General features: G+C 53.8%; 16 protein-coding genes and 1 other RNA gene. 13 read left to right on the top strand and 4 right to left on the bottom strand.

The annotated features are described in order from the left end of the window. The first annotated feature begins 74 nt into the window (after nt 1–74). The 3 genes from ppsA to F8561_RS15395 all read left to right on the top strand — a co-directional run bounded on the left by ppsA (nt 75) and on the right by F8561_RS15395 (nt 6,464). On the top strand, nt 75–2,453 hold the full coding sequence (ppsA, locus tag F8561_RS15405) for a phosphoenolpyruvate synthase (RefSeq protein ID WP_020884386.1): 2,379 nt from the start codon (nt 75–77) through the stop codon (nt 2,451–2,453). Nucleotides 2,454–2,684: 231 nt separating this feature from the next. Further along, a complete protein-coding gene (locus F8561_RS15400) occupies nt 2,685–4,085 on the top strand; it encodes an MFS transporter (RefSeq protein ID WP_151887668.1) in 1,401 nt (466 codons plus the stop codon). A 3-nt stretch (nt 4,086–4,088) separates the two neighbouring features. Next, nucleotides 4,089–6,464: a glycoside hydrolase family 3 N-terminal domain-containing protein gene (locus tag F8561_RS15395; protein ID WP_151887667.1), complete on the top strand. Its 2,376-nt coding sequence runs from the start codon at nt 4,089–4,091 to the stop codon at nt 6,462–6,464. Nucleotides 6,465–6,469: 5 nt separating this feature from the next. On the opposite strand, the gene rprA is transcribed toward F8561_RS15395, so the two are convergent. Together rprA and ydiK are read right to left on the bottom strand one after the other, a co-directional pair. Further along, nucleotides 6,470–6,577: antisense sRNA RprA (rprA, locus tag F8561_RS15390), an RNA gene on the bottom strand. A 208-nt stretch (nt 6,578–6,785) separates the two neighbouring features. Beyond that, the gene (ydiK, locus tag F8561_RS15385; RefSeq protein WP_020884383.1) at nt 6,786–7,901 is read right to left on the bottom strand and encodes an AI-2E family transporter YdiK; all 1,116 of its coding nucleotides are present in this window, start codon (nt 7,899–7,901) and stop codon (nt 6,786–6,788) included. A 197-nt stretch (nt 7,902–8,098) separates the two neighbouring features. Between ydiK and F8561_RS15380 the strand changes: the two genes are divergently transcribed. The 3 genes from F8561_RS15380 (at nt 8,099) to F8561_RS15370 (ending at nt 11,842) form a co-directional block, all read left to right on the top strand. Beyond that, on the top strand, nt 8,099–11,155 hold the full coding sequence (locus F8561_RS15380; protein ID WP_151887666.1) for an FAD-binding and (Fe-S)-binding domain-containing protein: 3,057 nt from the start codon (nt 8,099–8,101) through the stop codon (nt 11,153–11,155). Further along, nucleotides 11,152–11,562, top strand: coding sequence for a 1,4-dihydroxy-2-naphthoyl-CoA hydrolase (menI, locus tag F8561_RS15375; protein ID WP_020884381.1), 411 nt, complete (start codon nt 11,152–11,154; stop codon nt 11,560–11,562). Before F8561_RS15380 ends, menI begins: the two co-directional genes overlap by 4 nt. 85 nt (nt 11,563–11,647) lie before the next feature. After that, nucleotides 11,648–11,842 (top strand): YdiH family protein, encoded by a 195-nt coding sequence (locus F8561_RS15370; protein WP_003857766.1) that lies wholly within the window; start codon nt 11,648–11,650, stop codon nt 11,840–11,842. A gap of 51 nt (nt 11,843–11,893) precedes the next feature. Here F8561_RS15370 and F8561_RS15365 read toward each other — a convergent pair whose 3' ends face one another. After that, entirely contained in the window at nt 11,894–12,523 is a 630-nt protein-coding gene (locus F8561_RS15365) for a winged helix-turn-helix transcriptional regulator (protein WP_020884380.1), read from the bottom strand. Nucleotides 12,524–12,590: 67 nt separating this feature from the next. Continuing rightward, entirely contained in the window at nt 12,591–13,250 is a 660-nt protein-coding gene (locus tag F8561_RS15360) for a winged helix-turn-helix transcriptional regulator (RefSeq protein ID WP_020884379.1), read from the bottom strand. A 452-nt stretch (nt 13,251–13,702) separates the two neighbouring features. Here F8561_RS15360 and F8561_RS15355 point away from each other — a divergent pair, with 452 nt between their 5' ends. The 7 genes from F8561_RS15355 to fliB all read left to right on the top strand — a co-directional run bounded on the left by F8561_RS15355 (nt 13,703) and on the right by fliB (nt 21,047). Beyond that, nucleotides 13,703–14,233, top strand: coding sequence for a fimbrial protein (locus F8561_RS15355; RefSeq protein ID WP_020884377.1), 531 nt, complete (start codon nt 13,703–13,705; stop codon nt 14,231–14,233). 54 nt (nt 14,234–14,287) lie between these two features. Continuing rightward, nucleotides 14,288–14,965 carry a molecular chaperone gene (locus tag F8561_RS15350; RefSeq protein WP_151887665.1) on the top strand — a complete coding sequence of 226 codons (678 nt, stop codon included), beginning with the start codon at nt 14,288–14,290 and terminating at the stop codon, nt 14,963–14,965. 44 nt (nt 14,966–15,009) lie between these two features. Continuing rightward, a complete protein-coding gene (locus tag F8561_RS15345; protein ID WP_151887664.1) occupies nt 15,010–17,535 on the top strand; it encodes a fimbria/pilus outer membrane usher protein in 2,526 nt (841 codons plus the stop codon). Nucleotides 17,536–17,537: 2 nt separating this feature from the next. Further along, a complete protein-coding gene (locus F8561_RS15340; RefSeq protein ID WP_138013764.1) occupies nt 17,538–18,485 on the top strand; it encodes a fimbrial protein in 948 nt (315 codons plus the stop codon). An 11-nt stretch (nt 18,486–18,496) separates the two neighbouring features. Next, nucleotides 18,497–19,009: a fimbrial protein gene (locus F8561_RS15335; protein WP_032670431.1), complete on the top strand. Its 513-nt coding sequence runs from the start codon at nt 18,497–18,499 to the stop codon at nt 19,007–19,009. 47 nt (nt 19,010–19,056) lie between these two features. Next, a complete protein-coding gene (locus tag F8561_RS15330) occupies nt 19,057–19,719 on the top strand; it encodes a helix-turn-helix transcriptional regulator (RefSeq protein WP_138013765.1) in 663 nt (220 codons plus the stop codon). Nucleotides 19,720–19,829: 110 nt separating this feature from the next. Continuing rightward, nucleotides 19,830–21,047 (top strand): flagellin lysine-N-methylase, encoded by a 1,218-nt coding sequence (gene fliB / locus F8561_RS15325; RefSeq protein ID WP_044859405.1) that lies wholly within the window; start codon nt 19,830–19,832, stop codon nt 21,045–21,047. Nucleotides 21,048–21,065 lie beyond the last annotated feature (18 nt).

Here is a 21,065-nt window from a genome sequence, read left to right as displayed (position 1 = left end):
AAATAATTATGCCAGTATAAATACGTAGTCAGGTGTTTCTTACTCCGATCAAATATCACAAAAGGATTGTTTCGATGTCCAACAATGGCTCGTCACCGCTGGTGCTTTGGTATAACCAACTCGGCATGAATGATGTAGACAGAGTTGGGGGCAAAAATGCCTCCCTGGGTGAAATGATTACAAACCTGTCGGGTATGGGTGTCTCCGTACCGAACGGGTTTGCCACAACCGCCGATGCCTTTAACCTGTTTTTAGACCAGAGCGGTGTAAACCAGCGCATTTATGACCTGCTGGATAAAACGGATATTGATGATGTGACCGAGCTTGCGAAAGCCGGTGCCCAAATCCGCCAGTGGATTATCGACACACCTTTCCAGCCGGAACTGGAAAAAGCCATTCACGAAGCCTACAACCAGCTCTCAGCGGATGATGCCCAGGCGTCGTTTGCCGTGCGTTCTTCTGCCACCGCGGAAGATATGCCCGATGCGTCATTCGCCGGACAGCAGGAAACCTTCCTTAACGTCCAGGGTTATGACGCCGTGCTGGTGGCGGTGAAGCACGTCTTCGCGTCCCTGTTCAATGACCGTGCCATCTCTTACCGCGTGCACCAGGGCTATGACCATCGCGGCGTGGCGCTTTCTGCTGGCGTACAGCGCATGGTGCGCTCCGACGTGGGCTCTTCCGGCGTGATGTTCTCCATCGACACCGAATCCGGCTTCGACCAGGTGGTGTTCATCACCTCGGCGTGGGGTCTGGGTGAGATGGTAGTACAGGGTGCGGTGAACCCTGACGAATTCTACGTTCATAAGCCGACGCTGGCCGCAAACCGTCCGGCGGTCGTTCGCCGCACGATGGGCTCGAAAAAAATCCGCATGATCTATGCGCCGACGCAGGAGCATGGTAAGCAGGTTAAGATTGAAGACGTACCGCAGGAAATGCGTGACCGTTTCTCCCTGACCGATGCAGAAGTGCAGGAGCTGGCGAAACAGGCGGTACAGATCGAAAAACACTACGGCCGTCCGATGGATATCGAATGGGCCAAAGATGGCAACACCGGCAAGCTGTTTATCGTGCAGGCGCGTCCGGAAACTGTCCGCTCCCGTGGTCAGGTGATGGAGCGTTATACCCTGCACGCACAGGGCAAAATCGTGGCGGAAGGCCGCGCGATTGGTCATCGCATCGGTGCCGGTCCTGTCAAAGTGATCCATGACATCAGCGAGATGAACCGCATTCAGCCAGGCGATGTGCTGGTGACCGACATGACCGACCCGGACTGGGAACCGATCATGAAGAAAGCGGCGGCCATCGTCACCAATCGCGGTGGCCGTACCTGCCACGCGGCAATCATCGCCCGTGAGCTGGGGATCCCTGCCGTTGTCGGTTGCGGTGATGCGACCGAACGCATGAAGGACGATCAGAAAGTGACCGTCTCCTGTGCGGAAGGCGATACCGGTTACGTGTATGCCGATATTCTCGACTTCAGCGTGAAGAGTTCAAGCGTTGATACCATGCCGGATCTGCCGCTGAAGATCATGATGAACGTTGGTAACCCGGATCGTGCGTTTGACTTTGCCTGCCTGCCGAACGAAGGCGTTGGCCTGGCGCGTCTGGAATTTATCATCAACCGTATGATTGGTGTTCACCCGCGCGCGCTGCTGGAATTTGACGACCAGGACGCGAAGCTGCAGAACGAAATCCGCGAGATGATGAAAGGTTACGACTCGCCAAAAGAGTTCTACGTCGGTCGTCTGACCGAGGGGATTGCCACGCTGGGCGCGGCGTTTTATCCGAAGCGCGTGATCGTGCGTCTGTCCGACTTTAAGTCAAACGAATACGCGAATCTGGTGGGGGGTGAGCGTTACGAGCCAGAAGAAGAGAACCCAATGCTCGGCTTCCGTGGCGCCGGACGTTATGTTTCCGACAGCTTCCGTGCCTGCTTCGCGCTGGAATGTGATGCCGTGAAGCGCGTGCGCAACGACATGGGACTGACCAACGTTGAGATCATGATCCCGTTCGTGCGTACCGTGGATCAGGCGAAAGCGGTGGTGGAGGAGCTGGCACGTCAGGGTCTGAAGCGCGGCGAAAACGGGCTGAAGATTATTATGATGTGTGAAATTCCGTCCAACGCCCTGCTGGCTGAGCAGTTCCTGGAGTACTTCGACGGCTTCTCTATCGGCTCGAACGACATGACGCAGCTGACGCTCGGTCTTGACCGTGACTCCGGCGTGGTCTCTGAACTGTTTGATGAGCGTAACGAGGCGGTGAAAGCGCTGCTGTCGATGTCCATCCGTGCGGCGAAGAAACAGGGTAAATATGTCGGGATTTGCGGTCAGGGTCCGTCTGACCATGAAGACTTTGCCGCATGGCTGATGGAAGAGGGGATTGACAGCCTGTCCCTGAACCCGGACACCGTGGTGCAAACCTGGCTGAGCCTGGCCGAACTCAACAAGTAACGCCATCAGCACCAGAAAAAGGCGAGGATATATTCCTCGCCTTTTTTATTTCATGCCTTATTTGCTCCCCATCACAAATAAAGTAAAAAACCAAATATCATAATTTGTCTGTTAATTTAGACAATTGTTAGCGCGCAAAGCGTTGCTAATACTTGAGCCTTACCGCGCATTTCCCTCGCTGATGCGCAACTGGTTGAAATACGTTTTAACCTGATAAAAAGGCAAATAACAATGACAATCTCCTCTGTATTGCGTACCAAAGATAAAATAGGTTATGGCTTAGGTGATATGGCCAGTGCGCTGGTCTGGCAAACGGCAACCTTATTTCTCGCCTATTTCTATACGGATGTTTTCGGTTTGCCGGCGGCCATCATGGGAACCATGTTTTTAGTGGTGCGCGTGGTGGATGCTTTTGTCGACCCCTGCATTGGCGCGCTGGTCGACCGCACCCAGACACGGCACGGTCGCTTTCGTCCCTGGCTATTGTGGTTTGCCATCCCATTTGGCGTAAGCTGCCTTATCACCTTCTATGTACCGGACGTCGGGCCGGCGGCGAAAATCGTCTATGCCTGCGTTACTTACGCCATCTTAAGCCTTATTTATTCCGCGATTAACGTCCCGTATTGCGCCATGCCCGGGGCGCTGACGCTGGATCCGCGTGAGCGTCACTCGCTGCAGTCCTGGCGCTTCGGCCTGTCGTTCATCGGCGGGTTGATTGTGACGGTGATCGCCTTACCGCTGGTCTCGCTGTTAGGCCAGGGCAACGTTCAGAAAGGCTATTTCTATGCCATGAGCATGATGGGCCTGCTGGGTATTATTCTCTTCTTCTGCTGTTTCCTGATGACCCGCGAGCGTTATTCCCCTCGCAATGACACCTCGGGTTCGATGATCGGCGATTTAAAACTGCTGGCCGGAAATAGCCAGTGGCGAATTGTTTTCTTGTTTAATATTTTGCTGTTAACCGCAGTGGTGACGCGTGGTTCTGCCACCATGTATTACGTGAAATATGTGCTTCTGCGCCCGGAGCTGGTATTTGCCTTTATTGTTTCCGGGATGGTGGCGTCCTTAACGGGGGCATTATTATCTGAACGTCTGTTGGGGAAATTTGACCGCGTCCGTGCCTATCAGTGGACCATTATTTCCTTCGTGATTTTCGGCGCGCTGATTTTCTTTCTGCCGCCTTCGCAGATCTGGCTGATTTTTGGCCTCAACATTATCTTTAGCTTTATTCAGAACCTGACCACGCCGCTGCAGTGGACCATGTTCTCTGATGTGGTCGATTATGAGGAGCATCGCAGCGGCCGTCGTCTGGATGGTCTGGTCTTTTCTACCGCGCTGTTTGCCATCAAATTTGGTCTGGCGCTGGGCGGGGCGGTGGTCGGTTGGGTTCTCGGGATGGTGGATTATGCGCCCGGTCAGGCAACCCAGGCACCGCACGTGCTCTCTACCATTAATGCGCTCTTCACCCTCATCCCCTGCGTGCTGTTCCTCTGTATGGTCGCGCTGCTGACCATTTACAAACTCAACAGCAAGCTCGTCAATTCCATCGCCCGCGAGCTGGCCAGCAAACGCGAGGTGCGAGACGAGACAGGACAACTCACCCCGGCCACCCATTCCGCAATACAGGAGTAACACATGACTGCGATTTATAAGGACGCGGGACGTCCCGTGCATGAACGCGTCGCCGACCTACTGGCACGCATGACCCCGGAAGAGAAGTTCGCCCAGATGCATGCCTACTGGTTGATCCTCGATGAAAACGGTAACCACCGCGAACGCAGCGATCTGAGCGATGAATTCGCGGGTGTGAGCGAACAGGCTGCGCTTAGCGAACGGCTGAAACTGGGTGTGGGACAGATTACGCGTCCACTGGGCACCCATATTGTTGATGCGAAAACAGGCGTGCGTGCCGCTAACCGCCTGCAGTGCATGATGATGGAAGAGACGCGCCTCGGTATTCCGGCGCTGTTCCATGAAGAGTGCCTGGTGGGGCTGTTGTGCAAAGATGCCACGCTGTTCCCGTCGTCGCTGAACTACGGTTCGACCTGGGATCCGCAGTTGGTGCAGCGTGCGGCAGAACAGATTGGCAAAGAAGCACGCTCTGTTGGCTGCCAGCAGGGGCTGGCCCCGGTGCTGGATGTCTCTCGCGACGTTCGCTGGGGACGCACCGAAGAGACCTTCGGAGAAGACCCGTGGCTGGTGGGGGTGATGGCCACGGCATACGTGAAGGGTTTGCAGGGCGATAAGCGCGATCTTCTGGCAACGCTCAAACATTATGTGGGCCACTCCTTCAGCGAAGGGGCACGCAACCACGCGCCGGTGCATCTGGGCCTTAGCGAACTGAACGACACCTTCCTGCTGCCGTTTGAGATGGCGGTGAAGCTGGCCAATGCCGGTTCGGTGATGCCTGCCTATCACGATATCGATAACCAGCCCGGACACAGCGACCACTTCCTGATGACAACCGTGCTGCGTGAACAGTGGGGGTTCGATGGGATCATCGTTGCGGACTACGGCGGCGTGAGCCTGCTGCACCAGCATCATGGCATCTCGCACGATGCCGCCGAATCTGCAGCGCTGGCCTTCAATGCCGGGCTGGATGTCGAACTACCAAAAGATGACTGCGCGCGTCATCTGGCAGAAGCCGTTGAGCGCGGACTGATTTCCATGGCGAAAGTCGATGAAATAGTGGCACGCGTCCTGACCGAAAAATTCCGTCTTGGCTTGTTTGAAAAACCGTATGCCGATGAACAGGGCATCGATTTGCAAAATGAGGCAACGCGTCAGGTTGCAAGGGAAGTGGCGACCCGTTCGCTGACGCTGCTTGAGAATAACGGCATTTTGCCCCTCGGCGGCAACCCTCGCGTGGCGGTCGTCGGGCCAACGGCAGACGATCCGCTGGCGCTCCTCAGCGGTTACAGTTTTCCGGTGCACTTAATTATTAGCGACATGGTGGAAGAGACCTCGCAGGTCACGACACCGCGCGCGGCGCTTGAGCAGTATCTGGGGGCCTCGCGGGTACGTTATGCCAAAGGCTGTCACATTATCGAAAAACGGATGGCGGGTGCGCCGGTGTTTCCGGGTGACAGCGGCGGTAAACCTATGCAGCAATCTCCGGTTTCGCAGCGTACCGACCTGATCCCTGAAGCCGTAAAAGCCGCACAGGAGAGTGACGTGGTGGTGGCCTGCGTTGGCGATCTCGCCGGGCTATTCCAGAGCGGAACCGTCGGGGAGGGCTCTGATACCGACTCTCTGAATCTGCCGGGCGTACAGCAACAATTGCTGGCTGCGCTGGTGGCCACCGGCAAGCCGGTTATCGTGGTCATGACCGGCGGGAGGCCTTACAACCTTCAGGGGCTGGAAGATAACGTCGCCGCGCTGATGATGGCCTGGGCACCAGGGCAGGAGGGCGGCTGGGCGATTGCGGATGTATTAACGGGCCGCGCTGAACCGCAGGGGCGTCTGGTGGTCAGCGTGCCGAAAAGCGCGGGAGCAATGCCCTATTACTACAACCACAAGCTCAAAAGTGGCGGCACACCGTTTGCTTTCCATTTCGGCTCCCGCTATCCCTTTGGCTTCGGTCTCGGCTGGACGCAGTTTAGCTGGGGAGCGGCGCGCGTGGCTGAACCCCGCGTTCCGATCGACGGCGAGGTGGTCGTAAGCCTGGATATCACCAATAGCGGTGAGCGCAGCGGCAGCGAGGTGGTACAGGTCTATGTGCGGGATAACGTCGCCACGCAGGTGCGGCCCCTGCAGGAGTTGAAGGCGTTCCAGCGCGTCACGCTCTCACCGGGTGAAACCGCCACGCTCACCTTTACGTTGCCCGTTGAGATGTTCAACTTTACCCGTCGTGACGGCAAACGGATCGTCGAGCCGGGTGAATTTGAGCTGCAGATTGGTGCATCGTCGGCGGATATTCGCGAGGTGGTGACGGTCAATGTGACCGGGGAAACCCGTGTATTGTCAACGGAATGGCGGATGCTCAGCACCTGTGACGTCAGCCGCGCGTAATCAGGATAAAAAAAAGCCCATCGTGGGAGATGGGCAAAGACTACACACAGCAATTCGTTGTTTCACTCAGGGGATTTCCATGCTTATAAATCAAGGTGTTGATTTATAACCGTGTCCTAATAGTAGGCATGTCAGCTTTTAGCGTCGATCAGATTCGTCTCAATAGTTAAAGAGACGTAAAGATTTCTTGAGGTTAATAGGGGACTTAGAGCCGTAATAGCGGGTCTGACCAGTGCACAACGAATAAATACTTTAGCAACGTTTAAGTATTGAAGGGGAATATGTAGGCCGGGTACGCGACTGCGTTACCCGGCCTGTCCATTACTGCTTGTTCTTATCTTCCAGCTCTTCCAGTTCGCTCAAAATCACGTCCGGGTCCGTTCCCGGAGGCGGGATTTCGTGCACCCAGGCGGAGAACAGACGCCAGGTCACGGCCAGAAGCACCGGACCAATAAACAGACCAATCATCCCAAAGGCAATCAATCCACCAATGACGCCTGAGAGAATAAGGATCAGCGGCAGGTCTGCGCCCATGCGAATAAGGATGGGACGAATAACGTTATCCATGGTGCCGACCACGCAGCTCCAGACCAGCAGAACGGTGCCCCACGTGGTATCACCGGTCCAGTACAGCCAGATAATGCTGGGTACCAGCACCAGCAACGGACCCAGTTGCGCAAGGCAGGTCATCAGCATGACCACGGTGAAGACGGTGGCGTACGGCACGCCAGAAATCGCAAGACCAATACCGCCCAGCACCGCCTGAACCAGCGCCGTTACCACGACGCCAAGCGCAACCGCGCGCACGGCCTGCGCCGCCAGCAGAACCGCGGCATCACCCCGTTTGCCCGCCAGGCGAGTGGCAAAATGACGCACGCCTAAAGCCACCTGCTCACCGCGCCAGTACAGCAGGGCGCTAAAGACCAGCATCAGCGTACAGTGCATCATAAAGCGGCCAATGTGCGCTGCCTGACCCACAAACCAGGTGGTAGTGGTGCCAATATACGGGCGCACTTTCGCCATCAGCGCGCTGCCACCCATCTCCAGCAGGCCATGCCAGCCGCTGTAAAGTTTTGCGCCAACAACCGGAATGCTGTTAAGCCAGGCGAGATCCGGCGGCGTCAGATCGCCACTGGTCACGGCGCGAATCACCGGGCCGCTGGAGTCGACAAGGCTGTTGACCAGCAGCGCAACGGGAATAATGAACAGCAGGAACAACAGCAACGTCATCACCAGGACCGCCAGCCCACGACGTCCGAAGAGCAGTTTCTGCAACCGTAACAGTAAAGGCCAGGTGGCAACCACAACGGTTGCAGCCCAGGCGAAGCCGAGAATGAAGGGTTGAACGATCCACAAACACGCAATAATCATGAGGGCCAGGAACAGCACCGACAACAAAATTTGCGCAACATCCCTGGGCTGGCGAAGATTGACCATAAATGAAACTTTCCTTAATTGAACACCAGCGTGGCTGGCGGGAACGGAAAACCGCGATTCTCTAATCATTAATGATTTCAGCGATTTTTGACAGGCGAATTCTGCCTGTAATTCTGCAGAGCGTATAAGAAAAAAATGTGATAAAACTTTTACGATACACGCAAACGATTTCACACCTCTAATTAGGGTCGACAGTAATGATCCCACAGATTTCTCAGGCACCTGGCGTCGTTCAGCTGGTGCTTAATTTTTTGCAGGCACTGGAGCAACAGGGTTTTACAGGGGATACCGCCACGCATTATGCCGACAGGCTGACAATGGCGACCGACAACAGTATCTACCAGCTTCTTCCCGATGCAGTCGTGTTTCCCCGTTCAACGGCCGATGTGGCGCTTATTGCGCGACTGGCAACGCAGGAGCGATTTACCTCGCTGGTGTTCACGCCACGCGGCGGCGGCACCGGCACCAATGGTCAGGCGCTGAACCAGGGCATCATCATTGATATGTCGCGCTATATGAACCGCATCATTGAGATCAATCCCGAAGAAGGATGGGTGCGTGTCGAAGCGGGCGTCATCAAAGATCAGCTTAATCAGTACCTCAAGCCTTATGGTTACTTCTTTGCCCCCGAGCTCTCTACCAGCAACCGTGCGACAATCGGTGGGATGATTAACACCGATGCCTCCGGGCAGGGGTCGCTGGTCTACGGTAAAACCTCCGATCACGTTCTTGGCGTGCGCGCGGTGCTGCTGGGCGGCGATATCCTGGATACCCAGCCGATGCCGGTCGAACTGGCGGAAACGCTGGGTAAAGACAACACGGCCAACGGGCGGATTTACCGCACCGTGCTTGAGCGCTGTCGCGATAACCGCCAGCTGATCCTCGACAAATTCCCTAAACTGAACCGCTTCTTAACCGGCTATGATCTGCGTCATGTCTTTAACGATGACCTGACGCAGTTTGATTTAACCCGCGTGCTGACCGGCTCCGAAGGGACGCTGGCATTTATTACCGAGGCGCGGCTGGACATTACGCCGCTGCCGAAAGTGCGTCGGCTGGTGAACGTCAAATACAACTCCTTCGATTCTGCCCTGCGAAATGCACCCTTTATGGTTGACGCGCGGGCGCTGTCGGTGGAAACCGTCGACTCTAAAGTGCTTAATCTGGCTCGGGAAGACATCGTCTGGCACTCGGTGAGTGAGCTTATCACCGATGTACCTGATAAAGAGATGTTGGGTCTCAACATCGTTGAATTTGCCGGCGATGACGAAGCGCTGATTGAAAGCCAGGTCACCACGCTCTGTCAGCGGCTGGACGAACTGATTGCAGCAGGCGAAGGTGGGGTCATTGGCTGGCAACTTTGCAGCGAACTCTCCGGCATTGAGCGTATTTACGCGATGCGTAAAAAAGCGGTGGGGCTGCTGGGCAACGCGAAGGGGGCTGCCAAACCGATTCCCTTTGCTGAAGACACCTGCGTCCCGCCTGAGCATCTGGCGGATTACATCGTTGAGTTCCGCGCCCTGCTGGACAGCCACGGTCTGAGCTACGGCATGTTCGGCCACGTGGATGCCGGGGTGCTGCACGTGCGTCCGGCGCTGGACATGTGCGATCCGCAGCAGGAGATCCTGATGAAACAGATCTCCGACGATGTGGTGGCGTTGACCGCGAAATATGGCGGCCTGCTCTGGGGAGAACACGGGAAAGGGTTCCGCGCGGAGTACAGCCCGGCGTTCTTCGGTGAAACGCTCTACGCTGAACTGCGTAAGGTCAAAGCGGCATTCGATCCGGATAACCGTCTCAACCCGGGTAAAATTTGCCCGCCAGAGGGCGTCGATGCCCCAATGCTGCAGGTGGACGCCGTCAAGCGCGGCACCTATGACAGACAAATCCCGATTGCGGTGCGCGCCTCCTGGCGCGGTGCAATGGAGTGTAACGGTAACGGTCTGTGTTTCAACTTCGACGTGAAAAGCCCAATGTGTCCGTCGATGAAAATTACCAGTAACCGCATTCACTCGCCCAAAGGCCGCGCGACGCTGGTCCGCGAATGGCTGCGTCTGCTGGCCGACCGCGGGGTTGATCCGCTGAAGCTGGAACAGGAATTACCGGAAAAACGCGCCAGTCTGCGCTCGCTGATTGAACGTACCCGCAACAGCTGGCATGCGAACAAAGGCGAGTATGATTTCTCCCACGAGGTGAAGGAGGCCATGTCCGGCTGCCTGGCCTGTAAAGCCTGCTCAACCCAGTGTCCGATCAAGATTGATGTGCCGGAGTTTCGCTCACGGTTCCTGCAGCTTTACCATACCCGCTATCTGCGTCCAATGCGTGACCATCTGGTGGCGACGGTGGAGAGCTATGCCCCGCTGATGGCGCGTGCGCCGAAGACCTTTAACTTCTTCATCAATCAGCCGCTGGTGCGAAAGCTTTCCGAAAAACATATCGGGATGGTGGACCTGCCGCTGCTGTCAGTCCCTTCGCTACAGCGTCAGCTCGTGGGGCACCGCTCGGCGAACATGACGCTGGAGCAGCTTGAGGCGCTGACCCCTGAGCAGAAAGCCAATTTGGTGCTGGTGGTGCAGGATCCGTTTACCAGCTATTACGATGCCCAGGTGGTGGCCGATTTTATCCGTCTGGTAGAAAAATTGGGCTATCAGCCGGTGGTACTGCCGTTCTCACCAAACGGCAAAGCGCAGCACATTAAAGGTTTCCTTACCCGTTTTGCGAAAACGGCGCGGAAAACCGCTGACTTCCTCAACCGGGTGGCGCAGCTAGGGATGCCGATGGTCGGTGTCGATCCGGCGCTGGTGCTCTGCTACCGCGATGAGTATAAGCAGACGCTGGGGGAGCAACGTGGTGATTTCCACGTCATGCTGGTGCACGAGTGGCTGCCGGCGGCGCTGCAACAGGCGACCGTGAAGGATGTGAGCGGTGAATCGTGGTATTTGTTCGGTCACTGCACGGAAGTGACGGCACTGCCGGGCGCCCCGGCGCAGTGGGCTTCTATCTTTGCCCGCTTCGGGGCGAAGCTTGAGAGCGTCAACGTGGGCTGCTGCGGCATGGCAGGTACCTACGGGCACGAAGTGAAAAACCACGCGAACTCGCTCGGTATCTATGAGTTGTCGTGGCATCAGGCGATGCAGCGTTTGCCGAGGAACCGCTGTCTGGCTACGGGCTACTCCTGCCGAAGCCAGGTGAAACGGGTTGAAGGGAACGGGGTGCGTCACCCATTACAGGCCTTACTGGAGATAATTGGATGATCTGGAAACGAGCCGTGACGCTGCAGGCGCTGAATGCCATGGGCGAGGGGAATATGGTAGGGCTGCTGGACATTCAGTTCACGCGTATTGGCGAGGATGAACTGGAGGCCACGATGCCTGTCGATCATCGCACGCATCAGCCGTTTGGTTTATTGCACGGCGGCGCATCCGTCGTGCTGGCCGAAACCCTGGGGTCCGTGGCGGGCTATCTTTGCACCGAAGGGGAGCAAAAGGTCGTCGGGCTGGAGGTGAACGCGAACCATATTCGCTCGGTGCGAAGTGGACGGGTGCGCGGCGTTTGTCGCGCGCTACACGCCGGTAGCCGCCATCAGGTGTGGCAGATTGACATTCTTGACGAGCAGGATCGGCTCTGCTGCTCGTCGCGACTGACGACGGCGGTCGTGTAAAGTTTTCAGATGTTTTGCCTTTGGTCAAAAACTAGCCAGCCTCTTGTGATATACTGGTCAGGTTTTGTACATAAGCGAGGACATCATGGATACTGAAATAACCCCAACACAGCTGGCAATTGAATATTTACGTCGTGATAAAAGCAACCTGTCTCCGGCGCAGTACCTGAAAAAGCTGAAACAGCTTGAACTGGAGTTCACAGATTTGCTGGCGCTCTCTTCAAATGAGCTTAAAGAAGAGATCTACTTTGCCTGGCGGTTGGGCGTTCACGTCCATTGATCGTGACAGTAAAAAAAAGGCCGCGTCAGCGGTCTTTTTTGTATCTGACGTTCAGTACCGGGCAGGCAGTTTATTGATTTTAACGAGCCTGCCATCTTCTATCTCAATGAACCCGCCTGTTTTCAAATCCGCCAGAATACGCATCACCCCGCTGCGCGACAGCTGGGTTTTTTCGCGAATATACCGCTCTGCGGTGATGGCGTTGCGATAACTCTCATCTTCATCCATCAGCTTTATCAATTGCTGGCGAATCATCTCATAGGCCGTGGGCGCGCCCTGAGGCATCACATTATTGTATAGCCGGTTATAAACAAACATCAGGTGCTTAGACAACAACCCCCATAACCCATTCTTTTTGATAACGGCTTCTACCTGAGCGGTGGTAAGCATACCCGTCAGGCAGGGGGTCACGGTTTTAAGATAATCATTGAAGTAGATATCTGTCAGATTGGCGAGGCCAAAAAGCGCCGGGCTACGTGCGGTGGTGAGCATCATGTTGTCGCTTCTGCGGTAGATAGCAACGGTGCCTTCGAGGATCAAATAGCACACGCTCTGGCCATTAACCTGGAGATCCAGCTGTTCGCCGGGAGCGACATTGCGCGTGGTACAGTAGGGTTGCAGGAATGAAATCAGTTCTCGCGCGTAAGGAGAACCACGATGCGTTTTTTCAGTAGAGGACATAACCTATAACCCGTAGCGATAACCCCCCTGATTATAGCGTTACTCCTTATCGTAAACACGAGGCCAATCAGTATTTACGTGGTAAATGACGGATTTCCAGCAGCACGCCACGCTCCATCGTGATGTACTTTCCGGTACGCAGTTCCGCGAGAATACGCATAATCCCACTGCGTGAAAGGTAGGTTCGACTCTTGATATACGCTGCCGCCGTGATGTTTTTCCGTACGGCTTCTGGCTCCTGCATCAGTTCGACCAGCTGAAACCGGATAATGTCATAGGCTGACATCTGCGATATTTGCGCGCAGTGCTCGTATACCCGGGAGGCGGTATAGATGAGTAGCTTTGAAAAGTGTTCCCATAAGTTTTTTTCCGCCACGATCTTATTAAAATTATCCAGAGAGACATGCGCTATTTCTGAGGTTTCAAGCGCTCTGACGTACAGATGTTCAGAGGAGAACTGGCTGCTGACACCCAGAATAAAAGGTGAGGATTCTGAGTTTAAAACAATACCATCGCCACGACGATGCAGCGCAACGCTGCCGTGTAACAGCAAAAAACAGAGGCGAACATCATTATTGTGATACTGGATAATTTCGCCTTTCGCGAGAATATGCCTTTCCGTAAAAGGCAGCACAGTACTGATTAACTTATCAATATGGGCATACGGCTTTAAATCCAGTACGGTAGATTTTACATCGGTGAGGACCGCTGTCATTCGCGTGTTCATAAGGTGCTCCACTGCTTTCATTGCGATCATGGTTGACCGGCGTAGAGAATTATCTTAAAAAACAGCGACTACGGGAATATGCAGCACAGGTCTAAAAGTAGACTTTCAATATTATCCTGACTAACATTTTGAATTTAATGATCTTAACACTCCGGTCTATTAATAGACTGCCTGTTATATGCATAAGGTATTCCTTATTTACAATGTTTTATTTTTGTTAATTACGGGTCTACGGAAAGACTCCAAAAATGATTGTCGACGTCAACGGGGTTGTATAAATTTTATTTCATCGACAGCAAGTCATATGCGTCTTCAGACGTTTAATGAAATAAAGTTATTTCATTTTTTTTCGCTGCTGTCTGTAAAAGGCAAAACATTAAGCGGGTGAAAAAACCGACGCGTCTTTTTGTCTGAATGTTAATAATAAATAAAGTGATACAGGATATAGCATGATGAAAAAAACACTTCTTCTGGCAACGATCGCAGCAGGTTCCGTACTGACAATGGCCAATGCGTTTGCCGCTGCAGGTACCGTTAATTTTAACGGAAATATTCTGGATTCTGCCTGTGATGTTGATGTGGCATCGCAGAACCAGGTGGTTGTACTTGGGGATTATTATAAAACAGAGTTTACCGCGACGGGGGCGAGAACCGCGGCAACGAAATTCGATATTATTTTGAAAAACTGTCCGGTCTCGGTCACGAATGCCAAAGTGCGCTTTGACGGTACTCCGGATGCGTCTAATAGCAATCTTCTGGCGATTGACACCTCCGTGGCGGGGGCTGCAACGGGCGTGGCGATCAACCTGATGACCGCGGATAAAGCCGACCTGCCTCTGCATGGCAGCAATGGTTACACCTACATGCTCAGCAGCTCCGCAGACAACACGCTCAATTTCTATGCCCAGTATATTTCGACCACGGCCAGCGTCACGGCAGGCCCGGCGAATTCTGTCGCCAACTTCTCGGTGGTTTATAACTAGCTCTTTTGCCTGAACGTCGGGGCCGCCCCGGCCCCCAATTTTATGAGGAACAGAATGTATTTTTTCAGAACCCCTTTACTGGCAACAGCGTTGTTATCTCTGATGCTGTCAACGGCTCATGCCGGCGTCATTATTGGTGGTACGCGCATTATTTTTGATGGCGCTAAAAAGGAAACGTCACTCAGTGTGAATAACCCTGATGGTACGCCGTATTTAATTCAGTCATGGATCGACGTGCAGGAAGGGGCGTCAGGCAAGGTGCCTTTTATTATTACGCCGCCTTTGTATCGTCTGGATGGCGGGCAAAAAAACGTTGAGCGCATCGTGATGACGGGGGCACTGCCTCAGGATCGGGAAAGTTTATTCTGGCTGAATATTAAAGCGATTCCGTCTGCCTCAACGCAGATGAACGCATTACAAATTGCGGTTAAAACGCGCATCAAACTGATTTATCGGCCCGCTGAGTTGCACGCGTCCACGCCTGACGAACAGGCCAGTCAATTATGCTGGCGCAGAACCGGGAATGAACTTCAGGTTAATAACCCGACCGCGTATGTCATCAATTTTAATGAAATCACCCTTGGGGGTAAAAAAATCGATGACGTGTCGTATGTCTTACCCGGTGGCTCAGTCCGTTTCACGTTACCGCAGGGGGCCAGCGGCAGTGTACTGACGTTTAAAGTGATTAATGACTTTGGCAGCCCTGGGGGCGCGCATCAGGCAACCTTATAACCGGTGAAACGCGGGCATTGCCTGTCATAAATGAGTTAAAAGCGATGGCAATACACTATTTTCGGGCTCGACCTGCACCCCTGGCGACAGTGATCGGATTAATACTTGCAGGTTCATCGCAGGCGCTTTTTGCCGGTGAGACATTTAATGCCGAACTGGTTGAACTTGATAATCCAGGAAGGGGGAGAACCGATTTATCGGCATTTGAATCCGGATCGCAGGCACCCGGCACCTATCACGTCGATATTGTTCTTGATGACCAGCTAATGGCGACCCGCGATATCACCTTTACTGCAGTAAAAGACGAAAAGGGCAATGACGTCCTCCAGCCGTGCCTGAGCCTTGACCAGTTAAAACAGTGGGGCGTAAGAACCACGCTTTTCCCGCAGCTGGCGGCGAACAACGGTGAATGCGCAAACCTTCAGGCGATCCCGCAGGCCAGTAGCGATTTTCAGTTTGGCGCACAGCGGCTGGTGATCAGCATTCCTCAGGCCGCCATCGACCTGCCTGCCAGGGACGCGGTTCCGCCAGAGATGTGGGATGAGGGGATTAATGCCGCCATGCTTAATTACAGTCTGAGCGGCGCAAACGCGTGGGCGAAGAACACTCGCGGCAGCCAGAATGATAGCCAGTACGCCAACCTGCGCCCCGGGGTCAATATCGGGCCGTGGCGCTTACGTAATTACACCACCTGGTCTCGGGATTCCACCGGTGAGGATCGGTGGGACAACGTATATACCTATGCGCAGCGCGCCGTCATTCCGCTGAAAGCACAGCTGATTATTGGGGACAGTACCGCACCGGCGGATGTTTTCGACAGTATGCCATTTCGCGGCGGTCAGCTGGCCTCGGATGATGACATGCTGCCGGACTCTCTTAAAGGTTATGCGCCCGTGGTCCGCGGCATCGCGCGAACCAATGCGCAGGTGGTGGTCCGCCAGAATGGTTATCAAATTTATCAGAGCTACGTGGCGCCAGGCGCGTTTGAAATCTCGGACATGTATCCCACCGGCGGCGCAGGCGATCTGGATGTGACCATCAAAGAGGCTGACGGGAGTGAGCAGCATTTCACGCTGCCTTATGCCTCGCTGCCGGTCCTGCAGCGGGAAGGACGACTGAAGTATGCGGTGACGGCCGGGCAGTATCGTGCCTACAACAGCCGCGTGGAGAAAACGTCTTTTGGTCAAATCACCGGTATTTATGGGATTCAGCACGGCATCACCCTTTACGGTGGGATGCAGGGGTCTGATAAATACCGTTCAGTGGCGTTTGGCATCGGTAAAAACATGGGGGATATCGGCGCGATCTCTGCCGACGTGACCCAGGCCTGGTCAACGCCGAATAACACCGACAAAACATCCGGTCAGTCCTTGCGCGCGCGTTACAGCAAAAATATGGCGAAGACCGGGACAAACTTTTCAATTGCGGGATACCGATATTCAACCCGTGGCTATTACGGGATGCAGGACGTGCTGGATTCCTACGGCGACAGCAGTGCCCTGCAGGACCGGCGGCGTAACCGTGCTGAACTGACCATGAGCCAGGCGCTGGGCGGCGCGCTGGGTTCACTGACGCTCAGCGCCGCACGCGAAGATTACTGGAATTCTGGTCAGGCGATGGCCTCCTGGAGCGTGGGCTACAACAATGACTGGAACAACGTCAGTTACGGTTTGACCTGGACCTACAGCAAGAATGGACGCGGGAGCGCACAAAACGCGGACCACGATCGGTTGCTGGCCTTTAACGTCAGCGTACCGTTGGACAAATTCTTGCCGCGTACCTGGGCTAACTATGGCATGAACGCCAGTAAGCACAACGGCACGACGCACGTGGTCGGGCTGAACGGCGTGTCTCTGGAAAACAGTGCCCTGAACTGGAACGTGCAGCAAGGTTATGGCACACAGGGCAAGGGAAATACCGGCAACCTGAACGGCGACTATAAAGGCACCTATGGCGAAATTGTCGCGGGCTACAGCTACGACAAACACAGCGAGCGCCTGAATTACGGGTTGCAGGGGGGCGTCATTGCTCACCGTGACGGCATCACGCTTTCGCAGCCGCTCGGTGAAACCAATATCCTGGTGAAAGCGCCGGGTGCACACGGTGTCGATATTCGCAATCAACCCGGGGTTCGTACGGATTTCCGCGGGTATACGGTGGTTAACAATCTGTCGGTATACCGAAAAAACGACATCACCCTTGAGCCGGAAACTATGCCGGATGACGTGGAACTTGAGATTAATACGCGCACCGTAACACCGACCCGCGGGGCGATAGTGGAAGCCGATTATGTGTCTAAAATCGGGCGCCGGGTGTTAATGACCCTGTCCGACGGGCAGTATGCCGTTCCGTTTGGTGCGGTCGTCACGCTCAAAGGCGACAGCAACAGCAGCTTTATTGTGGGCGACCGTGGTCAGGTCTATTTAACGGGACTGCCCGGACAGGGAGAAATCGTGGCAACCTGGGGAAATCAACCCGGTCAGCAGTGCCGCGCGCAGTTTAGCCTGCCTGCACAACCCACCTACGGCGGAATAACCGACGTTAACGCGCTTTGCCGCCAGGAAGGTTAAAAATGAAATTTGCTTTATCTCTGATCCTGCTCTGTTTACTGAGCGGGTGGAATAGCGCCCGTGCCGGCACCTGTACAACCATCACGCCGCAAATATCGACGATATCTGTGGGCACGATTAACGTGCAGCGTGATGCCCCCGTGGGCACCATTATTTTTTCTCGCGCCGCCTCATCAACGGGAACCTATTTAACGGGATGTTCTAACCCGCTGATGCTGGGATTCAGTATGCGATATAACAATGGGAACCTGAGCAGCTACGGTAACCATGTTTATGCCACCAATGTCAGCGGTATTGGTATTCGCTTTTCCTCGGGGAATTATTTTGAAAACCCGGCTTACACGTTTTCGTATAACGCGGTGACGTCGTATGTGGATTGGTTTGGTGGAAAAGTTGAGCTGGTGGTGACCGGCCCGGTAACGTCGGGCGCTTTAACGCCGGGCGTTATCGGAACCGTGGCGCTTCAGGGAAGTGACGGTGTTTATCGTGACGGTCTGACGGTCCAGTTAACTGACGGCACAATTAATGCGCTGGCATGCACGATAACGACGGCGCAGTTGACGTTCCCGATAGGCGATATTCCGGCCTCATCGTTTGGCTCCGTTATTGGAACCACGCCATCCGGCGCCCAAAATACGCAAAATCTGGGGTTAACCTGCAGTGCCGGCACCAATATCAGTGTGTCACTCAGCGGTATGCAAAATCCGGACAGCGCCAATACCAGCGTCATGGCATTAACCGGTCAGGGGAATGCCGGTACGGCAAAAGGGGTAGGGGTTCAGCTACTTTATAACGGTTCTCCTTTAGTAATGAGCGGTCGCCTGTTATTAAAACAGTCTGCGGGAGGACAGGAGACGCTTCCGCTAACCGCGCGCTATTACCAGACGTTAACCACCGTGGAGTCAGGTTCGGCAAATGCGTCAGCCACGCTCACGATAACCTATCAATAACCGGTGAGATGATGAAAATAATTCCCGCGGCGTTGCTTGTGTCAGGTTTACTGTGCGGCAAAGCGCTATGTGCAGACAGCGTAAATATCGGGGTCACCGGAAATATCGTGGCCTCACCCTGCCTGTTTAATAACGGCAATACGAATCTCGATATTAATCTGGGCAATATCCAGGCGAGTAATATGGTGACGCCAGGATCATCCTCAGACCCGGTTACGTTTGATCTGTTATTTACCCAATGTCCGGTGGGGACGCGTAGCGTCACCGCTACCTTTACGGGTACACCCGACCCTGTTGCCGGCGCCGACTATTACATTAACCGCGGTACGGCCACCCACGTGGCGATAGCAATGCGCGAGGCCGGAAGTGGCATACTGAAAGGGAACGGCTCCAGCATGACGGAATATGTCGCCTCAGACCGGACGGCGAAGATGGCCATGCAGGCTGCGGTTATATCCACCGGAGGCAGGGCGACGGCCGGCACCCTCAGCGCAGTGGTGGTCATTACGCTGCAATACAATTAAGTCGCGCGGGATTTCACGCGCATTTTTGCTTCCCGTCGGTGTGGTCTATGTTGAATATTTTAATTAGCGAGACGGATTCGTTATTTCAGTCTGGTCTGCAGTATTTTTTTATGGATTTCTTTTGGCGTAATTTTAATGACTGTATTCACTTTGATTATGAAATGACGCCGCATAACGTCAGCACGGCGGATATTATTGTCCTCTCTTTATGCCAGGGAGAAACCCTGACCTGTTTTCCGGAATTACAGTCACGGCAAAAAGGCATTGTGATCGGCTGGGTTGACGATGAGCAACGGTCTACGGCGTCGCAATCCTGTTATCAGGATATTATTTTCATCTCCCGCAGGGCCTCTCTTGACATGATTGGCGAGACGGTATGGTGCGCGTGGCGTAAAGCGCAGTTGAAGGGACATGTGCTGCAGAAAACGTCCTGTTTCGATTGCGAGCATAAAATATTATCACCGCAGCAAATACGCATCGTCATGAACCTGTATAAAGGCTTATCCGTTATGCAGACGGCAGACGCGTTACAGATCGGCTATAAGACCGTTTTTGCGCACAAATACATGATCATGCAAAAATTTAACCTGCGAAGTGATTATGAGCTTATCGCGCTGCTCAACAGGATGGTGAAGAAAAACGGCACCCCCAATATTTTTCGTGATTCTGTGAGACAGGGTTTCCAGGACCGCCCCTGTCTGGAGGCGTAAAGGCACTTTTATTGATGACAGGAATAACGGAAACAAGTGTTCGGTTATGAAACTTTAGAGTTGCATCTGCAGCATGTTATTTTTACGTTTTATATAACGATTAATTAGCGATGCAAATTCATAAAACCCTGAAACCGATTTTTGTGACCAGGTTCAAGTGTGTGGGGCCGGAATGTTTAATTTCCTGCTGCCGCGGCTGGACAATTTCCATTGATAAAAAAACACATCAAAAATATCTTTCATCAACGCATCCCGGTATCGCTGCAATAGCCAAAGACAATCTGATTCTGCAGCGTAAAGGCAAAGTAAACTATTCCCGTATTAAACTGGATGAAAATGGGGAGTGTCCGTTTATCGATGAAAATAAGCTCTGTATGGTACACCGTGATTTAGGTGAAAGTGCCTTATCGCACACCTGCAGTACTTATCCCCGAAGCTCCACCCGCTATCTGGATGAAACTCGCCACAGCATGACCCTTTCATGTCCGGAAGTGGTCAGGCGGGTTCTCTTCGACCCCGATGCGATGTTATTGCAGGAGCAGGATGAACTGCTGGCCGTTTATAAAACCAATCTGATTGGTCAGCGCCAGTCTATGCCTCAAAGCAGCCAGGTCATTCATCTCCTTGCGTGGAAAATAATCCAGTCGCCAGCGAGGAATGTTGAAGAAAATTTGATGGCGCTGGCTCAGTTGATCCTGACCTTACAGCATGTGAACTTCGATTTGCACAATCAGTATGAGCAGGTTGAACGCTTTTACGAAGCCTTGCTGGAAGCGTTGCAGAGCGGTAAATCGCTGCTCTCTGAAAGCAATGTCGGGCGATCAAATGCGATGAAATATCTGGCGTTGTCGATCCTCGGCACGAACGTGGCGCGAGATTCTGCACGGGATGGGTATATCAACGAAGGGCATCGGCAAATTGCTGACTTTTTGAATTTCAGCCATGACAGCGATCCCGCCAGGCTGGCGCAGAAATTCGACGCGATTAACCAGCAGTGGGGGAAACTTTGCCAGGAATCCTGTCTGTCAGAGCCGTACGTATTACGCAACTATCTGTTGTACAAACTCTACAGCGGCTATTTCCCGGGTAAGAATACTGCCACCATTATGCGTCAGTTTTATCGCATCGTTCTGGACTTTTTCTACCTGAAAGTTTTCCTGAGCGTCAAATCAATGGATGAACAACTGGACCAGCAGATGGTCATGAAAACCATCGCCAGCTTCTCAGAAAAGACCCTGCACAATCAGACCATTGATGCCCGTATGGATTTTGCTATCGATAAGATTAACGGTGGGGACGACCTCTCGTGCCTGCTGCTCATTGGCTAACGTATAACGAGGCTCGCC

Origin of the sequence: Enterobacter sp. 198, from assembly GCF_009025585.1 — a bacterium.
Classification (GTDB): domain Bacteria; phylum Pseudomonadota; class Gammaproteobacteria; order Enterobacterales; family Enterobacteriaceae; genus Enterobacter; species Enterobacter ludwigii.
Note: the sequence above shows the minus strand (reverse complement) of the source record. Positions and strands in the feature narration are given on the sequence as shown.